The sequence below is a fragment of the Enterobacter cloacae complex sp. 2024EL-00227 genome, from assembly GCF_043945315.1.
GTDB classification, from domain to species: Bacteria; Pseudomonadota; Gammaproteobacteria; order Enterobacterales; family Enterobacteriaceae; genus Enterobacter; species Enterobacter roggenkampii.
Map to the genome: position 1 here is coordinate 1 of NZ_JBIMQP010000022.1, position 18,467 is coordinate 18,467.

General features: G+C 44.4%; 18 protein-coding genes. 12 read left to right on the forward strand and 6 right to left on the reverse strand.

Annotated elements, in window-relative coordinates; all coding sequences use genetic code 11:
• Nucleotides 1-127 precede the first annotated feature (127 nt).
• Genes ACHH0Z_RS23150 through ACHH0Z_RS23160 form a run of 3 tightly spaced genes read left to right on the forward strand, consistent with a single transcriptional unit; the run spans nt 128 to nt 4,308 of the window.
• On the forward strand, nt 128-805 hold the full coding sequence (locus tag ACHH0Z_RS23150) for a toprim domain-containing protein (RefSeq protein WP_395149569.1): 678 nt from the start codon (nt 128-130) through the stop codon (nt 803-805).
• Nucleotides 802-2,925: a type IV secretory system conjugative DNA transfer family protein gene (locus tag ACHH0Z_RS23155; RefSeq protein ID WP_052686639.1), complete on the forward strand. Its 2,124-nt coding sequence runs from the start codon at nt 802-804 to the stop codon at nt 2,923-2,925. Before ACHH0Z_RS23150 ends, ACHH0Z_RS23155 begins: the two co-directional genes overlap by 4 nt.
• A gap of 21 nt (nt 2,926-2,946) precedes the next feature.
• Entirely contained in the window at nt 2,947-4,308 is a 1,362-nt protein-coding gene (locus ACHH0Z_RS23160; protein WP_045336890.1) for an ATP-binding protein, read from the forward strand.
• Nucleotides 4,309-4,359: 51 nt separating this feature from the next.
• Here ACHH0Z_RS23160 and ACHH0Z_RS23165 read toward each other — a convergent pair whose 3' ends face one another.
• The gene (locus tag ACHH0Z_RS23165) at nt 4,360-4,944 is read right to left on the reverse strand and encodes a hypothetical protein (RefSeq protein ID WP_045336892.1); all 585 of its coding nucleotides are present in this window, start codon (nt 4,942-4,944) and stop codon (nt 4,360-4,362) included.
• 329 nt (nt 4,945-5,273) lie between these two features.
• On the reverse strand, nt 5,274-5,783 hold the full coding sequence (locus ACHH0Z_RS23170; RefSeq protein WP_045336894.1) for a hypothetical protein: 510 nt from the start codon (nt 5,781-5,783) through the stop codon (nt 5,274-5,276).
• Between the two features lie 122 nt (nt 5,784-5,905).
• On the opposite strand from ACHH0Z_RS23170, the gene ACHH0Z_RS23175 reads away from it, so the two are divergent.
• Nucleotides 5,906-6,322 (forward strand): hypothetical protein, encoded by a 417-nt coding sequence (locus ACHH0Z_RS23175; protein WP_045336896.1) that lies wholly within the window; start codon nt 5,906-5,908, stop codon nt 6,320-6,322.
• A gap of 73 nt (nt 6,323-6,395) precedes the next feature.
• On the opposite strand, the gene ACHH0Z_RS23180 is transcribed toward ACHH0Z_RS23175, so the two are convergent.
• The 4 genes from ACHH0Z_RS23180 to ACHH0Z_RS23195 all read right to left on the reverse strand — a co-directional run bounded on the left by ACHH0Z_RS23180 (nt 6,396) and on the right by ACHH0Z_RS23195 (nt 9,630).
• Nucleotides 6,396-7,142 carry a DotD/TraH family lipoprotein gene (locus tag ACHH0Z_RS23180; protein ID WP_084832254.1) on the reverse strand — a complete coding sequence of 249 codons (747 nt, stop codon included), beginning with the start codon at nt 7,140-7,142 and terminating at the stop codon, nt 6,396-6,398.
• A gap of 15 nt (nt 7,143-7,157) precedes the next feature.
• Nucleotides 7,158-7,367, reverse strand: coding sequence for a hypothetical protein (locus ACHH0Z_RS23185; protein WP_045409107.1), 210 nt, complete (start codon nt 7,365-7,367; stop codon nt 7,158-7,160).
• Between the two features lie 248 nt (nt 7,368-7,615).
• Nucleotides 7,616-8,785: a plasmid transfer ATPase TraJ gene (gene traJ, locus ACHH0Z_RS23190; RefSeq protein WP_045336900.1), complete on the reverse strand. Its 1,170-nt coding sequence runs from the start codon at nt 8,783-8,785 to the stop codon at nt 7,616-7,618.
• Nucleotides 8,785-9,630: a type IV secretory system conjugative DNA transfer family protein gene (locus tag ACHH0Z_RS23195; RefSeq protein WP_158409077.1), complete on the reverse strand. Its 846-nt coding sequence runs from the start codon at nt 9,628-9,630 to the stop codon at nt 8,785-8,787. Before ACHH0Z_RS23195 ends, traJ begins: the two co-directional genes overlap by 1 nt.
• Nucleotides 9,631-10,011: 381 nt before the next feature.
• Between ACHH0Z_RS23195 and ACHH0Z_RS23200 the strand changes: the two genes are divergently transcribed.
• The 8 genes from ACHH0Z_RS23200 to ACHH0Z_RS23235 are packed head-to-tail and all read left to right on the forward strand — an operon-like array spanning nt 10,012 to nt 18,465.
• Nucleotides 10,012-10,866, forward strand: a complete 855-nt coding sequence (locus ACHH0Z_RS23200; RefSeq protein ID WP_084832253.1) for a TcpQ domain-containing protein — start codon at nt 10,012-10,014, stop codon at nt 10,864-10,866.
• A gap of 3 nt (nt 10,867-10,869) precedes the next feature.
• Complete coding sequence (locus ACHH0Z_RS23205; RefSeq protein WP_045336902.1) at nt 10,870-12,561, forward strand: PilN family type IVB pilus formation outer membrane protein; 1,692 nt, start codon at nt 10,870-10,872, stop codon at nt 12,559-12,561.
• Nucleotides 12,551-13,933, forward strand: coding sequence for a type 4b pilus protein PilO2 (gene pilO2 / locus ACHH0Z_RS23210; RefSeq protein ID WP_045336904.1), 1,383 nt, complete (start codon nt 12,551-12,553; stop codon nt 13,931-13,933). Before ACHH0Z_RS23205 ends, pilO2 begins: the two co-directional genes overlap by 11 nt.
• Nucleotides 13,908-14,339, forward strand: a complete 432-nt coding sequence (gene pilP, locus ACHH0Z_RS23215) for a type IV pilus biogenesis protein PilP (RefSeq protein WP_045336905.1) — start codon at nt 13,908-13,910, stop codon at nt 14,337-14,339. The genes pilO2 and pilP overlap by 26 nt, the downstream gene beginning before the upstream one ends.
• Before the next feature lie 9 nt (nt 14,340-14,348).
• Nucleotides 14,349-15,893 carry a GspE/PulE family protein gene (locus ACHH0Z_RS23220; protein ID WP_045336907.1) on the forward strand — a complete coding sequence of 515 codons (1,545 nt, stop codon included), beginning with the start codon at nt 14,349-14,351 and terminating at the stop codon, nt 15,891-15,893.
• On the forward strand, nt 15,886-16,950 hold the full coding sequence (locus tag ACHH0Z_RS23225; RefSeq protein ID WP_045336909.1) for a type II secretion system F family protein: 1,065 nt from the start codon (nt 15,886-15,888) through the stop codon (nt 16,948-16,950). The genes ACHH0Z_RS23220 and ACHH0Z_RS23225 overlap by 8 nt, the downstream gene beginning before the upstream one ends.
• Before the next feature lie 9 nt (nt 16,951-16,959).
• Nucleotides 16,960-17,469 carry a type 4 pilus major pilin gene (locus ACHH0Z_RS23230; RefSeq protein WP_045336911.1) on the forward strand — a complete coding sequence of 170 codons (510 nt, stop codon included), beginning with the start codon at nt 16,960-16,962 and terminating at the stop codon, nt 17,467-17,469.
• Nucleotides 17,470-17,517: 48 nt separating this feature from the next.
• Nucleotides 17,518-18,465, forward strand: coding sequence for an ATPase, T2SS/T4P/T4SS family (locus ACHH0Z_RS23235; protein ID WP_045336913.1), 948 nt, complete (start codon nt 17,518-17,520; stop codon nt 18,463-18,465).
• Nucleotides 18,466-18,467 lie beyond the last annotated feature (2 nt).

The following is an 18,467-nucleotide window of genomic DNA, read 5'->3' on the forward strand; positions in this document are numbered from 1 at the left end:
TTCGGCTTCGCGGAGAATACTGATGATCTGTTCGTCGGAAAAACGCTTCTTCATGGGGATGTCCTCATGTGGCTTATGAAGACATTACTAACATCGGGGTGTACTAATCAACGGGGAGCAGGTCACCGTGTATTCGGTTAGCGGAAGACTGACCGGATTTTCCGGTCGCAAAATCCACTCTTGGGACTCCTCCCCGAAGTATCTGAATCCGCCACAGACCCCATTTTTCAATAAGTCACGGCTACTTTTTGGCCTGAATAAGGCGTCTGCCTCTATTCGCAAAACCGGCACCGCCGTTATCGTTGAAGGCTATTTTGACGTAATCGCCCTGCACCAGGAGGGTGAGTCTCGTGCTGTGGCCGGAATGGGTACAGCGATAACAGTCGAGCAGCTGATGATCCTCTGTAAGATGGCCACCAGGCTCTATTTCTGCATGGATTCTGATAAAGGTGGTCGCGCAGGTATACGTCAACTTCTGCCTCGTTTGCTGGATGTCATATCAGATCGCCATGACGTCTTCTTCCTGTTTATGCCCGAGGGAATGGATCCCGATGATTACATTCGAACGAACGGATTGTTGTCCTGGGAGAATGCTTTGGTTGCTGCGGTACCGTTGAGTTCTCTTTTGCTGCAGTACGCCACACGCAACTACAAAATCGAAACTATTGAGCAGAAGAAACAAGCAGCTGTCAGGGCTGAAGAGGTCTGCCGTTCGATTAAACATGCTCCCTATCTTCGCCAGTTACTCGTTGATGCCTTCCGTAAGGAATGCGGAATTACGCTAAATCTAGAGGATAATTTATGAGCCAACATGAAATTGACTCCAGTAAATTACGGAGAGACACGCGCTCATTTGAGGAGAAAGTCTATGAATGGCTTCTCGATCTTAACAATGTCCGCCTGCTGCTGATAGGCAGAGTTATCTTGCAGATTCTTTTGCTCGCTATCTGGCCCGTTTCGCTTATCACCTCGCTCATTTTCTGGGCCATTTTACTGGACAGAAAAACACGTGCCCCAATGCGTATTCCTAAAGACGTGGGTGGATACGATATTTCTGAGTATTACACGATAAGGACAGAATGGAAGACCTGGATATTCCGGGGAACACGCGAAAGAATTAAGTATGCAACCGCAGGGGGTATACTCTATTGGGGAGTCTTACGGACAAACAAAAAATACCTCATGGGGGCTGAGATCTGGTCCACTAACAGTGACTGCCGAACCCACGTTTTTCTGGCAGGTACAACAGGCTCGGGGAAATCTGAATCACTTTATGGCATGGTCTATAACTCGCTGTGCTGGGGTTCAGGAGCAGTGTATGCGGATGGCAAAGCAGACATCAGTTTGCCTTTTACTATCTGGTCTTTGTGCCGCCGTATGGGTCGGGATGACGACTTCCTCCATCTCAATTTGTTAACTGCAGGGCGTGACCCTTACCTCGATCTTCTGGAAGAAGAAAAATATCGCCGTATGGGCGAATCCTACTTTAACCCTCAGAACGGCGCCCGATCGAACTCACTTAATCCATTTTTCTCCGGGACCGCAGATTTTCAGGTTCAGCTAATGACTTCCCTCCTTCCAAAGGCAGACGGAAGTGGAGCCCAGTGGCAGGAGAAGGCTGTTAACCTGGTAGATGCCATCATCAGATGTCTGCGTTATAAACATTTGCGCGGGGATCTTACCTCCGGCATCCATGCCATTCAGAAGTATCTTGGCCTTGAGGATTTGCTGACACTCTACAAGGAAGGGGAAGCCGGACTTTTACCTTATGCCGCATACTCGCCTATTGCGAACTACCTGAAAACCGGTTTGTCGTTTGACTTCAGCCTCATTGACGAACCACAAAAATGGAATTCAGAAGTAAGAACCCAACATGGTTATCTTACCTCTCAGTTCCAGCGTACTCTGCAGATGATGATCGAGTCATACGGATTCGTCTACAACGTTAAGCATCCTGATATTGATCTTAGCGATGTGTTACTTAATAACCGGGTGCTGGTTATCTCAATACCCTCTCTGGAAAAATCCTCTCAGGAGGCTGAGGCGCTCGGGAAGCTCGTGCTCAGCTGTATACGGTTAATGATGGCCGAAAACCTCGGTACAAAGTATGAGGGCACTAAGGCCGAGATACTTCAGGCCAGGCCAACATCTTCGCCGGTACCGTCGATAATTATTACGGACGAACTTGCTTATTATTATGCTTCCGGTCTGGCTGTCATGTACGCCCAGGCACGATCGCTTGGCTTCATGATGGTTGCGGCCGTTCAGGACATCCAGGGGCTGAAAAGAGGTTCTGCAGGTGAGGAAACGGCTTCCTTGCTTGCCAATACGAAGTTCAAATACTGCCTGGCTCTGGAAGACGGTGATGATACTTTCTCGCTGATTCAAAAGGTGTCCGGTGAGGGATATTTCTCAACACTTTCTGGGTTTGATTATCAGTCGGGTACTGTCGGTTCCTGGTCGGCGAGAAAGGATTTGCGTGTTGAGTCACGAAATCGCATCAGCATTACAGACGTTAAGAGATTAAATTCAGGTGAAGGCTACTTAATCTTCAAAGATTCGTTAATCGAGATGGCGGCCTTCTATATCCCGGATAATGAAAAGCATACGAAACTTAGCCCACGAATTAACCAGTTTATCGAAATAGACCCTCCAGTATCGCTCGAAGGGTACAAAACGGAAAAAATCATCGCTTCGTCAGATATTCCTCTGGCCCCCCTTCTGCTTGCCGGCATCACGGCCGCTAATACCGATTGCTCGATTAATGGCGCCATTGCCGATGTTGAGTATCAGATCGAGGAAGAACTGCGTAGCAGTTATAGCGACGACACCGAAACCTTCACTGTTTCCAAATCACTGACCCTTGAAGGTCAGAAGAAAAGGCTACTTCAGGCGGCATTGACCGCCATGCGCGAAGCAGCATAACTCATTCATTAAGGAGAAAGCATGGCTACTCAATTCACCGTAGGATTTAATGATTTTCAGCTTAGAAAAGGTATCAAGGAGCCATTTATCTGGAACCTGGGGCAGCTGGCAAATGGCCATGTTGGTATTACCGGTACATCAGGTTCAGGCAAAACTTACCAGATTCGCCGGTTCGCTGAGGCATTTGCTTCAGATCCGCAAACGCGAATTTCTATCTTTGATTACCATGGCGATATCGAAATTCCAGGCGCCAGCGAAGTCCTTTTCAGTGAATCGACCCGTTATGGCTATAACCCGTTTGTGGTAAACCCTGATCCACATTACGGCGGTCTGCGTAAATCGGCGAATCATATCATCGATATCATGAGCACGAACCGCAAGCTGGGTGAACAGCAGGCAGCAGTGTTACGCCAGCTGGTAATGGATTGCTACGCGCTTAAACGCATGTATCAGGAAAAACCGGCCAGCTGGGTGAAACGTAATGCCCCAGAATCGGAGTGTCAGGATCTTTATAATAAACGTGAATGGAGTGCACTTGCGCAGTGCTACCCGACGCTCACCGATCTGGAGCGACTTATTGCCAAGAAGCTCAAGAGCGGTTTATTTGGGCTCGATGAGAACAATCAGGCTAATCTGGCACTCAGGGGTTTTGAGGGCTTTATGCGGGCCGCCAGGGCGCTGGATAAAGCGAAGGAAAGGAATATCAGGGAAGATACAGAGAAGACACAGCAGGCGCTGGAAAAAGCGAAAGAGAATGCCCTTAAGGAATATGAAAATGCACTGAATCAGACGCGCACGGGGTCCGAGTTTGATGAAATTCTCAAATATGATTCAGTAGACACCCTGCGCTCTCTCTCAACGCGGCTGGAGAACGTTAAAGCATTAGGCCTGTTCAACGCAAACGAACCGCCATTTAGCGGTCGTATCCAGCGATACAATATCAAACCTTTAGCCAGCTCAGAGGATGAGCTGAAGATGTTTGTTTACAGTCGTATGATGGCCATCTTCCATGAGGAAATGCAGCGTGGTGAGAGTCATGGCAAGGTTCGCCACGTCATCATCCTCGATGAGGCGAAAAAATTCTGCGATGAAGAAAGTTCGAACCCAATAAACATCATCGCTAACGAAGCACGAAAATTTGGCATTTCACTGGTGCTGGCCAGCCAAAGTCCAAGCCATTTCAGTGAGGATTTTATCAATTCAGCCGGCACACTTCTGGTCCAGAACATGGCTCCTGGTGACTGGCAGCGCGCAGCGAACAAACTTCAGATTGAGAAATCAAAGCTCGAATATCTTAAGCCAAGGGAAACAGCCTTGCTGAAGCTCCAGCGGGTGGGTGAGCGGATCAATTGGTTCCAGGTGAATCTGAAAGAAGCTGCATAATGGTCCAACGAAACCCCGGTAACTCCGGGGTTGAGTGTTATCAAATCAGCATTATTCCCACACAATTTTCGTGTTCTGATTGAAGCGGCAGCTCGCACTGACAAGTCTGGCTTTAACCTGATCTATTCTTATACTTGCCACTGTCAGTGTCGGGGAGGCATTGGGCTTTATGGAATGAATAATCACAGAGTCGCGGAAGCGGCCAAGATGATTCAGCATTTCAGGGAGGAACAGTGGATTATCAATAAGTGCCTTTTCAAAGCTGCCGTGCATTTTTATGCTGCTAATAAGTTCCGGGCTGCTTTCGGATATTTCATGAGAAAGTGGCACCTGTCTTGCCTTGGTCAGTTGTTTGAGATTTATCATCATTCCCGGAGGGGGGCTTTCGGTCTCAGTAAATTCACTGCATGAAAGCGTGAAATCAACAATTGTGTATCGTTTTCCTAGGGAGTCTGCAATTTCTTTAACAGGCTTGAACCCCTTTGTTTGAGCAAAACTTCCGAAATATCCGCTCAGAAGGCCGGGGATACCGGTCGCCAAAGTAGTATCTCTGAGATTTATCACTTCTGGTTCGACTTCAGTGTCATAGAAGAATGCTGTGGTAAGCTTGATAAGCCTTTGTCCATCTTGTTTCATTTGACGTCTCCGCGGTCAATATTTTATATGCTTGTGTTACGGATAATACATATTGAATGGAATTAATCAATAAATTACCGCCACACACAAACAAGATCTTACGTTCGGCTGCAGTGTTGCGTTTAAAACAAAAGAGATAGATACGTCTCAGACGTTTAGGTAAGGGGAACAGGTCAGATGTGATATTAGGAATATGACTTAAGGCAAATGTAATAACGTTACAAGGTTCAAGATTTTTTTAAAAGGGCACTTCAGCAGGCTCCAGACTCCAAAGTAAACTATCCCCGCTTATCGTTTGATTTCGCGGGGCAGGAATAGTTTACAAATGGCTATTTTGCATCCCCTTTAACTTTTTTCTTGCTGGCTTTCTCCTTCATAGCTTCTTCTCCAGCTTCAATGACTGTTTCTGACTTCTGAGAAATTTTTCTCATTAGAAACAGGAGATCTTTACCTTTTGCCCCCGTACGCTTCAGGGCCTGAGCGTAGGCTTCAATGTCACGCTGCGCGGAGTTTTTATCCATGATCCGGTACGTTCCAGGAATGGACATACCAAATAGTCGAGCAAACTCTTTCTTGTCACGAGTGTTGTTAGCAAAGCCCAGTTCATTGAACAGGCCTACATAGTCAAAGCTTGGCGCGACTGGAATGGTTTCGGGGAACTGCGTATAAATATGGAAAAGGTTGAGGATCCTTGCGTTGGTGATAATTTCATCATTGCGTACCAACGACTCCCACTTGGCTCGTTGGATGCCGAAACACTCGGCTGCAGTACCAACGACGAAGCCGTGGTCATAGCGCCAGCGCTCAAGATCCTTCCCAGTGACAATCTCTTTTGCCATTTAATCCTCTTATCAGCTAATTTTTAACTGGTATTTACGTTTGGTACGTATAAAATGTAAGCGTTGCAACAACAGATCCGGTTATTCAACCATACATTCAACAATATAACTATCAGCTTACCATGAAAATTCAAAAGATAATCATCATAGCAGGCCTACTGATTTCGTCTTGTTCTTATGGTGCTTCCTGCCGGAGTGGAACAGCAGCCGCAGAGGGTGCTCAGAGTGCTTACGAATCAGCAATCGCGAAGATTAATTCTGAAACAGATGCACTCAAGAACTCATCCGAGGTGATAGGAACGTGCATAAGCGCCGTCACCGGCGTTGTTACGATGCCTACGTTCCCTGACCTTGGATCAATCTGGTCAGACATAATGAACCAGGTTTGTAAGACTGCTTCAGATAAAATCTCCGACTCATACAATGACGTTATTGGAGGTATCAACAATAATATTAGCGACCTAATGAATGGTGTTAATAATACGGTTGATTCCAAAGTAAATGATGCTAAGGATAACGTAAAAAACATATGGAATTAATATATATCAAAAGCCGGGCTATACCGGCTTTTATTTTTAAGTAATGTTAAGAACATCATCAATCTAAGGCGCGTTAAAGTTTTCTCCAGCGGCCATTGCTACAGGACATTGCCCTACCCTGCTTGTCTCTGCTTAATACCCCTCTTTCTGTGCATTTGTCGCCTAGTCTGGCCGCTTCGTGATCCTGAGGGATGGTTGTACCACCACCATTGAACAAGCCATTACCGCCTTTCGAAGGCGCTGTTGTACTGCTGGCGGTAGTAGGCGAAGAGATCACTGGTGAGCCAGGGCGATATGGAGCTGCAGAAACCGTGCCGGTGCGAATAACTTTCGCAGAAGAGGATGCCTCAAGATTGGGTGTATTGTAGTTAAGTGTCATCGTTCGGGTAGAGTTGTCAACAATGATGGAAGCACGGTAACCGATCTGCGTCTGTATGCTATCCATAACTTCTTTATACTGGGCCCGCGAAACTTTGAGTGATACCGGTAATGGCAGCTTTGCGCCAGAAGACCGGAATGTAAATGAGCGCTGCCTGGCCATTTGTGCCAACAGTTCATACGCATCACCGTTCCAGTTCATATCAATGCGCACGTTGTCATGATAGATACCACCGGTGATACCAACGGCTTTTTCATTTATCGCACCATACTGATACAACTCAGCTTGCGTTTTCTGGATTGACGAGATTGCCAGTTCGATATTTTTGTTAATGACCTCATCAGTTGTGCTTACTGGATCGGACTTTTTTCCCATAAGCGCACATCCTGAAAGTAATGATGCACAGGCAGAGATGGTCAACATGGTTTTTAAAGTGCTCATAACTAATCCTGTTATTTAATGTGAAGTTGGTTGTTCGATTAAATGAAGTAATCTACGGTATTCAGCTTCATCTTTTTGAATACCAATACCATGCTTGTATATCTCAGCGAGTAGCTTGATTGCTGAAGGGTGACCTTCATTTGCCTGCTCTTTAATTGCTTTTAAGGCAAGATCGTAATTGCCATGCTCAAGCTCAAGCGTGCTTAACTCAAAGTGAGTCATCATCACCTCCCCATTGTTCACGGAACCACCAGGGACGTGAATAGACTATGTTTCCTCGAATTTTACTCATGAGACTGTAATATATTCCAGAGACAGAATAACCGCGCCAGTGTAAATAAGCATAAAAAATATTTAGACATGTTATCACCAGGAATAAAGTAGAACTCCAGTAATAAATCAAGAAGAGATATGCGAATAATCCTGAGAAAGGAACTCCAAATAAAGTTGGATTGACATTGTTTCGCCATTTATTAATCATTATTGATGCCTCCTGAGCGTTTTACAAATTCGTGATAAGAAGCCTTTGATATAAAGATGTCTTTATCAACTGTTCCTTCTTTATAGAGGACCCATAATTTATCGATGATAGTGGCATTCTTGTTGTGCAAGTGGCTTTCAACCCAACGCGGCCATTTACTGTAGTGAATATCTTCCAGTTCATTTCTTATCTCCTGAGTAAACACAAGGCCCTCGCGGAGCATTACGCGTTTACCATCAGTCGATTTGAAAAGGTTCTGCACAATGACAACGCGTAAAACTGACAGGAGATCGAGAGCAACTGAAGCCTGCTGATCGACTGGGAATGCCTGGATGATTCGACTGAATATCTCGCCAGTTTTATTGATGTGGGATGTGAAGTTTAAAAGATGCCCGGATTTTGCAGCATCGATGCCGGCAAGATAGGTTTCCTTGTCGCGAGCTTCCCCTATCCCTATAACTTTAGGTGCACGACGCAGGGCATTGCGAATACCAGCTGCATACGAAGCTATGTCACGGGGAATTTCACTCTGACAAGGCTGCAGACCCACCCACATCGGGCCACCTAGGATAAACTCGACTGGCTGTTCGAAGAGAATTACCTTGCGGTCAGGCATCTTCATCCCGATTTCCATATACAGGGCCGTCAAAGTGGTGGTTTTCCCGCTTCCAGTAGGACCGGCAATAACATTTAGGCCGTCAGCGGAAAAGAGCTCACGCACGAACTCTTCTTCTATTGGGTATTTTTTTAGAGTCGGTAACTCTGAAGGAATTATTCGCGCTGATATTTGAATCGATAACCCACGCCCCACGTGGCCCTGAACAAAGTTCGTTCTGAGTCGAATAGATTCCCCCCTCTCAAGCCCATATTGTTCGCCAGTTATTGACAGTGGCCTGTCCTGCTCTTCTCCACTGACTACAATGGTGACGATATCCGCGCCCCATAACAAAGTTATTAACTCTGAAAGATGAGAGTGGCCTATTACCATGTTTGAGGCTTTCACTAGGCGCCCATGAAGCTCAACCCAAATGTAATCACCTCCCTGAATGGTAACGTCTGAAACGTTGTGTCTCCAGCAATGAACGAAAAATTTCTTCATTATTTCTGGATAAATCTCACCATTAGGAAAGTCATAAGGAAAGCTGGAATGCAAATTATCCACTATCTGCCTCCGTACTGATACTGAGCTGACGTATCTGAAGTCGGAGACTTAGTTATAACTGGTTTCCATTTATCAGGGTTAACTTCGAACTGCGCCTTTTTCATGATCTCTCGGTGTTTTTCGCCGATTGTCAGACTATTTTTATTACTCTCAGGTGAAACGGTATATACCTTCGATGCTATTTCAGTACGGGAAATCATGCCCATTCGAAGTAAAGCGTTAAAGCGCATCATTCCGTTGTAGTCGCGTCCGAGGCGACTAAAATTCTCATCAAGAATACTCTGCGCCTGGGCAACGCCATCGTTCCAGCCTTTCTTTAGCGATGTCTCCCAGGCATTTTTCTCAGCGCTTGTTTTCGGGCGTGCATCATCTGAGGGATAGATAACCTCTGACTGTTGTAATAGTCCGGTGAAAAGATAGTCACGCCAGGTAGGAGGAACGGAGACGAACTCTTCGGGTTTAACAATGTTAAATGCTTTATTAGCCGTTCTGAACTGGTCCTTAGAAACAGAAGCAAGATCATTTGCTTCAACTATGACTGGAGGCAAGGAGCTGTCATTGGTCATTAACGAGCCGAAATTGTAAAGGCGGTCCAGAACCGACTCTTTTTTCTTAAGACCCTTCGCGATGTTTTGAGCTTCCCACACTAAGCCTGTTCTGAAGCCGATGGTTTCCCCCATATCACGTAATACAGTGATCCGAACTGTATCCCCTTCAGAGTTATTAAAGCCATTCAGGACCTCATTAAATGAAGGTGCCGGATTCTCGTCATATGGAGCGTCTGCGGCAGCTGCACCTGCCCAGGCTAACGCCAGTGAACAGACTAAGAGTTTGATTCTAAACATGGTGCACATCTCCAGATTACATATAGTGCGTATTATACGTAATTTTTCAATGTCAACAAATAGAAGGGGAGAAAAAATGAGGCTTTTCGTGAGGAACCCCACTGTGAATGCTTTTGTATATGAGTCTTGTGTATGAGCAAACAGCTTCAAAGATGTGCTTTCTTTGTGTTACATCCAATACGTATCAGTTGAAATTCTTTGATTCGTTGTGCGATAATCAAAACGCATGTTTCTATATAGGTTTTGTCCACTTCGGTACGTCGTGGCACACAATTTTACCGATGCGCTGGAGTTTTGAGGTCTACATGAAAGTGTAAGGCATGGCGGTAGCGTGGAAGACGGGAAGGTTTCAGCCAATGCTTCAATGGGAAATGACCAGATATGACTAACAGAAAACTGATAACAGCCTTAGTTGCAGCTAATGGTTTATTAGCCTGCAGTAACGGCCAATCTGCACCGGTTACAAAGCTTGAATATGAAACTGGTTGGATTAGATTCACTGAGGATGTGCCGGAACCGAAACCTGTCATATCTTCACAAACACCTGTGGTGCGTCATAACTCAGAAAACCAATCAAGAACTTTGCCGGTTCCGCCAGTGCAAGTAAATAAGACCGAACTTACGCTTCCAGTGCCGGATAAGAGCGGATTCGTTTATGTGAGCGGAAAGGATGTCCCATTGCTACAGGCAATGCACCAGGTAGTTCCGAAAGAATGGCGTATTCGCCTTTCACCAGATGTCGCGCGCAGTTTCAAGAAAACTGTATCCTGGCCTGCGGGTGCACAATGGCCGAAGGTTTTGAATGACATGCTATCTGCTGTGGGGTTACATGCAGAATTTGCAGATCAGGACCGCGAAATTAAAGTGGTTTACCGGGTGAGTAACAAATCAGAATCTGTGTCCCCTACGTTATTAGCGGTAAACAAAGCCAATGCTAGTCATTCCCCAGTATCTAAACCTACAGAACCGAAAATGTGGAAGATTGATAAAGGGTTGACCTTAAAGGATGGCTTTATCGCGTGGACCAAGTCTGATAACTGCCCAGGTAAAGATCATAAATGGAACGTGCAGTGGAAAACCGATATTAACTACCCAATCGATTATCCGCTCAGTTTCTCGGGCAGTTTTGAAGAAGCTACAACAAAATTATTCACTTTATATCAGAAAGCACAATCGCCTCTTTACGTCAGTGCGTATCGCAATCAGTGCATTATCATCATTGATGACAGGAATTAAAGCATGACAAAAAAATTACTCTCTATTGTTATTTGCACCATTCTGGTAAACGGTTGTGCAGTGCAAAGGATGAACGAAGTAAGAAAAGATGCCGAGGACACTGGTGTTAAGGCTTCATCTCTTATAAAGCAAATGGGTGATAATGCCCCGGTAGTTCAATTCACAAGCGGTCAGTATATTAATACCACTCCGCTACCAAAACCGAAATATGACGCTCCGCGCGAAGTGGTAAATTGCCAGGTGACTTACAAAACAGCTAAGCCACAGGATATTTTCCAGTTCGCCCAAGATATGAGCGAGCAGTGCCATATCCGTGTTCGAGTTACTCCGGATGCCGCGGCGTATTTAAGCGGCGGTGGCGAAAGCGGTTCTAAGACACAACGGTTGGCGACAGTGCCATCCCCTGTAATGAACAGCGGTGAAATGAAACCCTTGGCCATGTTTGGTGCTGAGGCTAACGGCAATTCAAGCCCTTCTCCTGCGGCCGCCAGTAGGTACATAACAGACGTCAGTTATTCAGGTAATTTCGGCGGGGTCATGGATCTCGTTACTGCGCGAATGGGTGTGTCATGGAAATACAGTAATGATGAGCCCATCATTTATTACCTCGAAACCAAGCGATTCGATATACAGCCGGCAGATGCAAAATATGATCTGACAGGGATGGTTACAAGTGGCCTCTCTAACGCAACGGGTACTGACAACGGCAGCGGCAGCGGTTCCTCAAGTTCCGGTGTATCTGGTTCTGGTGGGTCAACAATGTCGTCCACCGTGGCAATGGGAAATAACCTTTATAAGGACCTTAAGGAAACTGTTCAGAGCATGTTAACCCCGGGCGTCGGCCGTCTGAGTCTGAACGCTACCACTGGTACGTTGATGATTACAGATGTTCCCGATGTAGTCAGTCGAGTGGGTGAGTATCTCGATGATGAAAACAGCACCCTGAGCCGCCAGGTCGTTTTGAAGGTAGTGACTTATACCGTCAATACAGATGTGAGCGACATGATCGGTATTGACTGGAATTTAGTCTGGAAATCCCTGAATGGAAATTATGGAATCAAGCTCGCTAACACAAACAGCGGCGTTTCAGGCGACGCAATTTCTGGTGGTTTTAATGTCCTTGATACAGCAACTGGTTCCGCAGCGCAGTTCGCTGGTTCATCATTCCTTCTTGATGCACTTTCAAAGCAAGCAAAGGTATCGGATGTTAAAACCAGCACGATCATGACCACAAATATGGCTGCCGCACCTGTACTCGTCGGCCAGCAAACAACTTACCTGAAAGATGTTACCACCACGGCGTATGCCACGGGCGATGCAACCGTTCCTTCACAATCATTGACACCGGGAAGCGTAACCACGGGGACGAATATCACCATTCTCCCTAAAATCCTGAAGGATTCAGATCGCCTGATGCTGAATATGTTCATGGATATTTCAAGCCTCAAGCAAATCCGTACCATCACATCTGATACGCAAAAAATTGAAGCACCAGATATTGATACACGATCTCTGCAGCAGCGTGTTTGGTTAAAGCCTGGGCAGACACTGATCATGTCAGGTTTTGAACAGAACACTGATAATTCAAATCGGCAGGGCGTTGGCTCACCAAGTAATATTTTATTTGGCGGTGCGTTGTCTGGCGCAAAAACAAAACAGAGCTTTGTTATTACGGTGACTCCATATGTACGCTAAAAATAAAAAAAAGCGCGATAAAGCTGAGTTATACGTAAGCGATGCATCAATACGTGTATTGACTATCAACAACCATCGCTTTGTCGTTGGGCTGGAATGGGAAACTATTAAATCTCACCGGAAGGTGATGCAAGAAGTTCGCAGGATAGGCAAAGATCGAAATCTTGATGTAGTTGCTATTAGGAAAGCTGAAGCAATCCAAGCTGGCTTTGCTCCTAAATCCAAGCAAAAATTAAGGGGGGCCTATTCTCTTATTGTCGCGTTAGCTACCCTTCTTCAGGGGAGTTGTATCGCAGTAATTTCGCTTGGCGCGAATGCCGAAGGTGAAGAGGAATATACTTTAGTCGGTCGTACTGAGAAAGGCGCGATTCACTCCAACTCAGATATGATCTTCCCTGAATCAAAAATTAAACAGGTGGTGTTAGACCTCAAACAGGATTTAAGAGGTAGTAAACAAAATACAGAAATCCCTGTTTTTGGAGATATTAATAAATTTGAATGGGTTACTGATGTTCTGGACCTCAATGAGATACTAAAACCCGGTAACGTCAGAAAAGATTTCCGTCTTAAGCCTCTTCAGTGGGGAATGACGAAAAATCAGTTAATCGGTTTTGCAGCTGCGCTGGTGATGTCGTGCGTGGCTGTATTTTTTATTCAGGATCATCTGGATGAGCAGGATAGAATAAAAAAAGCTGCCATCCAGGCTCAGATTCTTAAGCAGGCTGAGATAAATAAAATTGCCCGGTATCAGGCTGCACTGGACAAGTTGAAGCATCCGTGGATATCAACCTCCTCAATCCCTGTGTTTTTGGCAGCGTGTGAAGAGGGACTAAAGAAATTTGGGCTTTCTCAAAAGGGATGGATGCCAGCAACCATCAAGTGTAGTCAAGATGGATTTGATGCTAACTATAACCGACCGGATAATTCTGCGGTTACAGCACAAGCTTTTGTAGATGCCGTGAGAGAGAAATTCGGTACTGAACCGGCATTCAATATCACCCAGACAAATGTTTCTGCATTTTTCGTAAAAAATACTTTGCCCCCCAACGGCGATGATCCGTTACAAGACTTGGGGGCGCAGTTATTAAAAATTGTTTCCCTTTTTCAGTCAGTAAACATACCAGCAGTTCTTACTGAAGTCTCAATAAAAGACATTAAAAAGAATGAAGAAGGAGAGGACCTGCCTCTACAGGACTGGCAGGAGTTTACATTCAATGTCGAAACCACTGTCCCACCACAATTAGTTTTCAAGGAGGGGGAGTATTTAGGAATGCGAATTAATAGCATTATCTATGAAATCGCTCAGGATCAACGTTCTATCACCTATAAAATTACAGGGTCTGTTTATGGAAAACGTATTTCTAAATCGTAAAAATTTTATCCTTGTGTTTTTCTTAGTGTCATTTGGTGCTCTTGCAGAAAGTGGAACCGTATGGGATTTGGATAATATGCAAAAGCAACGAGTGTTATATGAAGCAAAAGCGGCTCTTAATAAGGCTAAAGCTGAGGCTGAAATTAAGGATTATGGAGCAACGTCACAGGCTAACCCATCGACTGTAGCAGGTATTTCGGGAGTCTCTACTTCTCAAGCGGATGCTCTACCGCAATTGGTAAAAATTAGTGGAAAAAATGCAGTTCTCAGCATGCAGGATGGAAATACCACTTCTGTGACTGCTGGTCAGCTGCTCCCTGGAGGCCGGTGGCAAGTTCTGAGTATAGGTTTAGGCGGGGTCAAAGTTAAAAACATTAGCACACAGAGTATTCAGGTTATTAATTAGAGGTGGGCAATGCAATATTCTGAGCATACGCATAGCTTGGTAAACATCGCACAGTATTTACCAAATATTAAGATTCCATCAGAAATAATTGAAAATGTGCGACTTCTAAAAGATAACTCCGAAGGAGGTTATCAACTATTTGTTGTAGATCAGTTCGATGGTAATACTCATTATTTTGATTTAAAGAAGCACTTAAACAAAAAAGAAGTATTCCCAAGCGTTAATTGGGTTACAAGAGAGGAATTAGCGGACGTTTGTAATGCCTTTGATGATTCAACAACTTCATCGTCAGAAACTAATACGCCATCTCAGAACAAAGTCATAGCAATTATCAAGCATGCCGTCGATATGCGTGCATCAGATATTCATTTCAGAATCGACTCATCATACTTTCAGGTATCGTTTCGTATTGATGGAATCAAGCGACCAATGAAGATGTTTGGGGATTCTACGGAAAATGGCCGGTTGCTTGTTAATACCCTCTTCAACTCAATGTGTACAGAGCAAAGCACGCCAACTCTGAGCGCCACTGAATCCAGTGATGCTCGATTGAAAGAAGAATTTGTGTCAATGCTTGGATTGAGTACAGGTCGGTTTGCCAGTCGTCCAGGTAACTCAGACACCCTGGTTGCAGTAGTGCGACTGGTCTCAAAGCGCAAGCAGCAACTGGAGCTCGAAGATCTGGGTTTAACCCCTAAGCAAGCCTCGGCGATCAGACGAACGCTATTTAAACCTTCAGGTGCGATTTTTTCCAGTGGGCCGACTGGTCACGGCAAATCAACGCTTTCACAGTGTATGGCAGAGTCTATTACACGAGATGATTCAGGTATAAACCTGTTAACGGTTGAAGACCCTATTGAATCACCTATACGTGGGGCGATTCAAACCCCACTCATTCTAGCCGACAGAAGTGACAGGGAGCTAATGGCCAAAGCTTGGGGTAAAGCAATTTCGAACCTCATGCGTCTCGATCCAGATAGCATCTATATTGGCGAGGTCAGGGATAGTACATCAGCAACCGGTGTTATAGAAGCTGCACAAACCGGACATAACGTGATTACTACCATTCACACAAGTCACCCTATTGATATTATTCAGCGCTTAAGAAGGTTTGGTGTCGACCAGGATTTATTAACAGATGCTACGTTGATTACGTGTCTTATTGGTTTAAGACTTACTCCGCTCTTATGTAAGCACTGCAGGCGCCCTTATGAAGAACATAAAGATGAGGTCGACGATTATTTGAGAGAGCTGATCGATAAATATACAGAATCTCAGAATGCTTTCCTGATTAATGAATCCGGTTGTGAGTACTGTGAAAATACAGGCATAAAGGGCCGCACAGGAGTATTTGAGGTAATCGAAACTGATTATAAATTTATGTCTCTTTATGAACGGGAAGGCAAATTCGCGGCATGGAATTATTGGCGCTCAAAAGGCGGGGAAACATTATGCGAGAATATTACAGCCCTTATTAATCAGGGAAAGGTTGATCCTGTTATAGCTCATAAGAAAATCTGTAACCTTGACAGGGATGATAAATTTAATGAATAACTTTGAACGTTATATTTATAGCCGCACATTTAGCGCTACTGATAGAGTGGAGTTGTATGATGATTTCAGACAGTACCTGCTGGATGGTTTAAGTGTACTTGCCACATTTGATAAGCTAATTGAAAACTATACTCGTAGAGGGCGGAATCCGGGTAATCCGATTGGTAAAATTCTCAGTGAGTGCAGACAAAATATCATGGCCGGTTATTCTCTTGCGGATTCACTACGCGAATGGATACCAGATCAGGAACTTAGCATTATAGACTCATGTGATGTTGCAGGTAGAGTCGCTGATGGGTTTCGCAATGCAATTTTTATTGCCGAAGGTACTGATAAAATCTTTCGTTCGATAAAGTCATCTTTGATGATTATTGCATATATGTTTGCGCTTACATTCGGCATTGTAGTCATGTTCTGCGTATTGCTTGTCCCTCTTTTGAAGCAGAGCGTACCGCTTGAAAAATGGAATGTTGCTCAGTTGGGTGTCTGGTATTTTTATGTTACGGTCACTGAATACTGGTATTTGATTTTATTTGTTCTGGTCGGTGCTAGTGTTTTAATATTTAAAACACTTTCGCGCTGGACAGGTAATGTAAGATTCTGGTTTGATAAATTCCCTCCATTTTCCATTTATAAGCGTTTAAATGGAGCAACTTTTATTTTGAACGTGAATGCTATGCTTTCCGCTGGTATTCCTATGGAGACCGCAATAACGAATATGGTCGACTCTTGCGAGTCTCCTTGGATGCTTGAGCGTTTGGAAGCAATGCGTGGTGCAATTGAAGATGGTGAGGAGAATTTAGGATCAGCACTTGACGTTATTGGTTACGAGTTTCCTGGAGACGCGGCCATCATTAAGATGAAGAGCCTTTTTGAAACCTCGAACTCTGAGGGGTCATTGAAACGCTTTGCCGGGAAATGGCTTGAAAAAACAGTTTCATCAGTTGAGAAAACAGGAGAGGCACTCAGGTTATTAGGATATTTCGGTTGCGTGGGATCCATTTCGTTACTCATTTTAGTAATGTCTGACTTAATTCAACAAGCATTCTTCCATTAAGGGGAAAATATGAAAAATATGAACATGAAGCGTGGTATTGCAAACATTACTGATTCACTTTCATCACTTGGCATTATGTTGGTGCTAATCGCAGCTGTGATGGCGTTGGTTTATATGGGTTATTCTAAATACTATGCCACCAATGAGGTCACAGTTATCAGTAACCTTATCAACGAAACTAAAAACATGAGAGCGAGTAACGGCTACGGCACATCGGACTATAACCAGGCTCTCATCAATGCGGGTGCGTTACCAAGCACAGTTGCTACCTCAGGAAGTACTATCAACAACCGTTCTGGAGGTACAATCACTGTTAAAGGAGCTGGGGTCGGGTTCACGATTACCGATACGATGTTGTCTAATAAAGATTGTATTAATCTCACACAGAAATTAGGCACGTCTGAAATGGCTTCTACCAAAATTAACTCCCAGTCTTTTACCGGTGAGGTTACTGCTGTCATGGCTACAACAGCCTGTACGACAGACCAGAACACTGTCGTGTTCACTACGAAATCCTAATTCTGTTTAATCTTAAATGCCCCTAGTGGGCATTTTTACGGTAGAGAAATGAATAAGCTAAATGACCTGGATTTTATAGATTTACTTCTTGGAAAGGATTATTCAGAAATTAAAGGCCTTAAAGGGGCGGCATCATTTATAACTGACCTTCCAGAGCAGTTCTTACCTGATGCAAACAAACTTAAAAATGAATGCTTACTTGTTTTTCAGGATTCAGGGAAGACAGAGTTTTCTCTGCAGTATGAGGGGCGTGTTTATAGGATCACCGTCTTAACCAGCGTATTTGACGGTATAAGTTTTGTAATGCGTCAAACTCCAAAAAATATTGTAGATTTTAGTGAAATTGCTTTCTCCACAGACTTACGTCATTCCATTGAGCTTCCAAGTGCGACAGGGTTGTGTCTGATTGCAGGAGAAATGGGGTGCGGCAAGACCACTACGGCAGCTTCGGTTCTTAAACACCGTATCGAGACAACCGGTAGTCTGGGTGTTTCGATTGAGGATCCTATTGAAACACTACTCAATGGGCGCCATGGGACTGGCCGATGTATGCAGATGGAAGTTGGACAACATGAGTCCTACTCTTCTGCGACTAAAAAGGCATGGCGAACCGGAGCTTCTTGTCTTCTTCTTGGTGAAATTCGTGATAGCCATACAGCACATGAAGTGCTTAAAGCTTCTCTGACTATGTTTGTTGTTTCAACTATTCATGCTTCTTCAATATTTGATGCAATTGAACGGTATGTGATGTTTTGTGAAGAGGTTAATCCCAACGCTAAAAATAACATTGCTAACACGCTTTATATTATTGCCCATCAAACAATGAATCCAGTTATTAGGAATAATGCAATGATTGGCCGAAACATAGATATAAACGCTTATAATCTTTTTCATTCTACTCAACGTGATTCTATAAGAACTAAAATATCGAATGGGAATTACAAAACACTCGCTGACGATTTTAATCGTGCAAATTACAAAATCAAAGGGGACTGAAC

Excerpts from the sequence above, each read along its gene's own strand:
- pilO2 (WP_045336904.1), top strand. The coding sequence starts at position 12,551 with ATGTACGCTAAAAATAAAAAAAAGCGCGATAAAGCTGAGTTATACGTA.
- ACHH0Z_RS23175 (WP_045336896.1), top strand. The coding sequence starts at position 5,906 with ATGAAAATTCAAAAGATAATCATCATAGCAGGCCTACTGATTTCGTCT.
- pilP (WP_045336905.1), top strand. The coding sequence starts at position 13,908 with ATGGAAAACGTATTTCTAAATCGTAAAAATTTTATCCTTGTGTTTTTC.
- ACHH0Z_RS23220 (WP_045336907.1), top strand. The coding sequence starts at position 14,349 with ATGCAATATTCTGAGCATACGCATAGCTTGGTAAACATCGCACAGTAT.
- ACHH0Z_RS23185 (WP_045409107.1), bottom strand. The coding sequence starts at position 7,367 with ATGATGACTCACTTTGAGTTAAGCACGCTTGAGCTTGAGCATGGCAAT.
- ACHH0Z_RS23205 (WP_045336902.1), top strand. The coding sequence starts at position 10,870 with ATGACAAAAAAATTACTCTCTATTGTTATTTGCACCATTCTGGTAAAC.
- ACHH0Z_RS23200 (WP_084832253.1), top strand. The coding sequence starts at position 10,012 with ATGACTAACAGAAAACTGATAACAGCCTTAGTTGCAGCTAATGGTTTA.
- ACHH0Z_RS23230 (WP_045336911.1), top strand. The coding sequence starts at position 16,960 with ATGAAAAATATGAACATGAAGCGTGGTATTGCAAACATTACTGATTCA.
- ACHH0Z_RS23165 (WP_045336892.1), bottom strand. The coding sequence starts at position 4,944 with ATGAAACAAGATGGACAAAGGCTTATCAAGCTTACCACAGCATTCTTC.
- ACHH0Z_RS23180 (WP_084832254.1), bottom strand. The coding sequence starts at position 7,142 with ATGAGCACTTTAAAAACCATGTTGACCATCTCTGCCTGTGCATCATTA.
- ACHH0Z_RS23170 (WP_045336894.1), bottom strand. The coding sequence starts at position 5,783 with ATGGCAAAAGAGATTGTCACTGGGAAGGATCTTGAGCGCTGGCGCTAT.
- ACHH0Z_RS23160 (WP_045336890.1), top strand. The coding sequence starts at position 2,947 with ATGGCTACTCAATTCACCGTAGGATTTAATGATTTTCAGCTTAGAAAA.
- ACHH0Z_RS23225 (WP_045336909.1), top strand. The coding sequence starts at position 15,886 with ATGAATAACTTTGAACGTTATATTTATAGCCGCACATTTAGCGCTACT.
- ACHH0Z_RS23195 (WP_158409077.1), bottom strand. The coding sequence starts at position 9,630 with ATGTTTAGAATCAAACTCTTAGTCTGTTCACTGGCGTTAGCCTGGGCA.
- ACHH0Z_RS23155 (WP_052686639.1), top strand. The coding sequence starts at position 802 with ATGAGCCAACATGAAATTGACTCCAGTAAATTACGGAGAGACACGCGC.
- ACHH0Z_RS23235 (WP_045336913.1), top strand. The coding sequence starts at position 17,518 with ATGAATAAGCTAAATGACCTGGATTTTATAGATTTACTTCTTGGAAAG.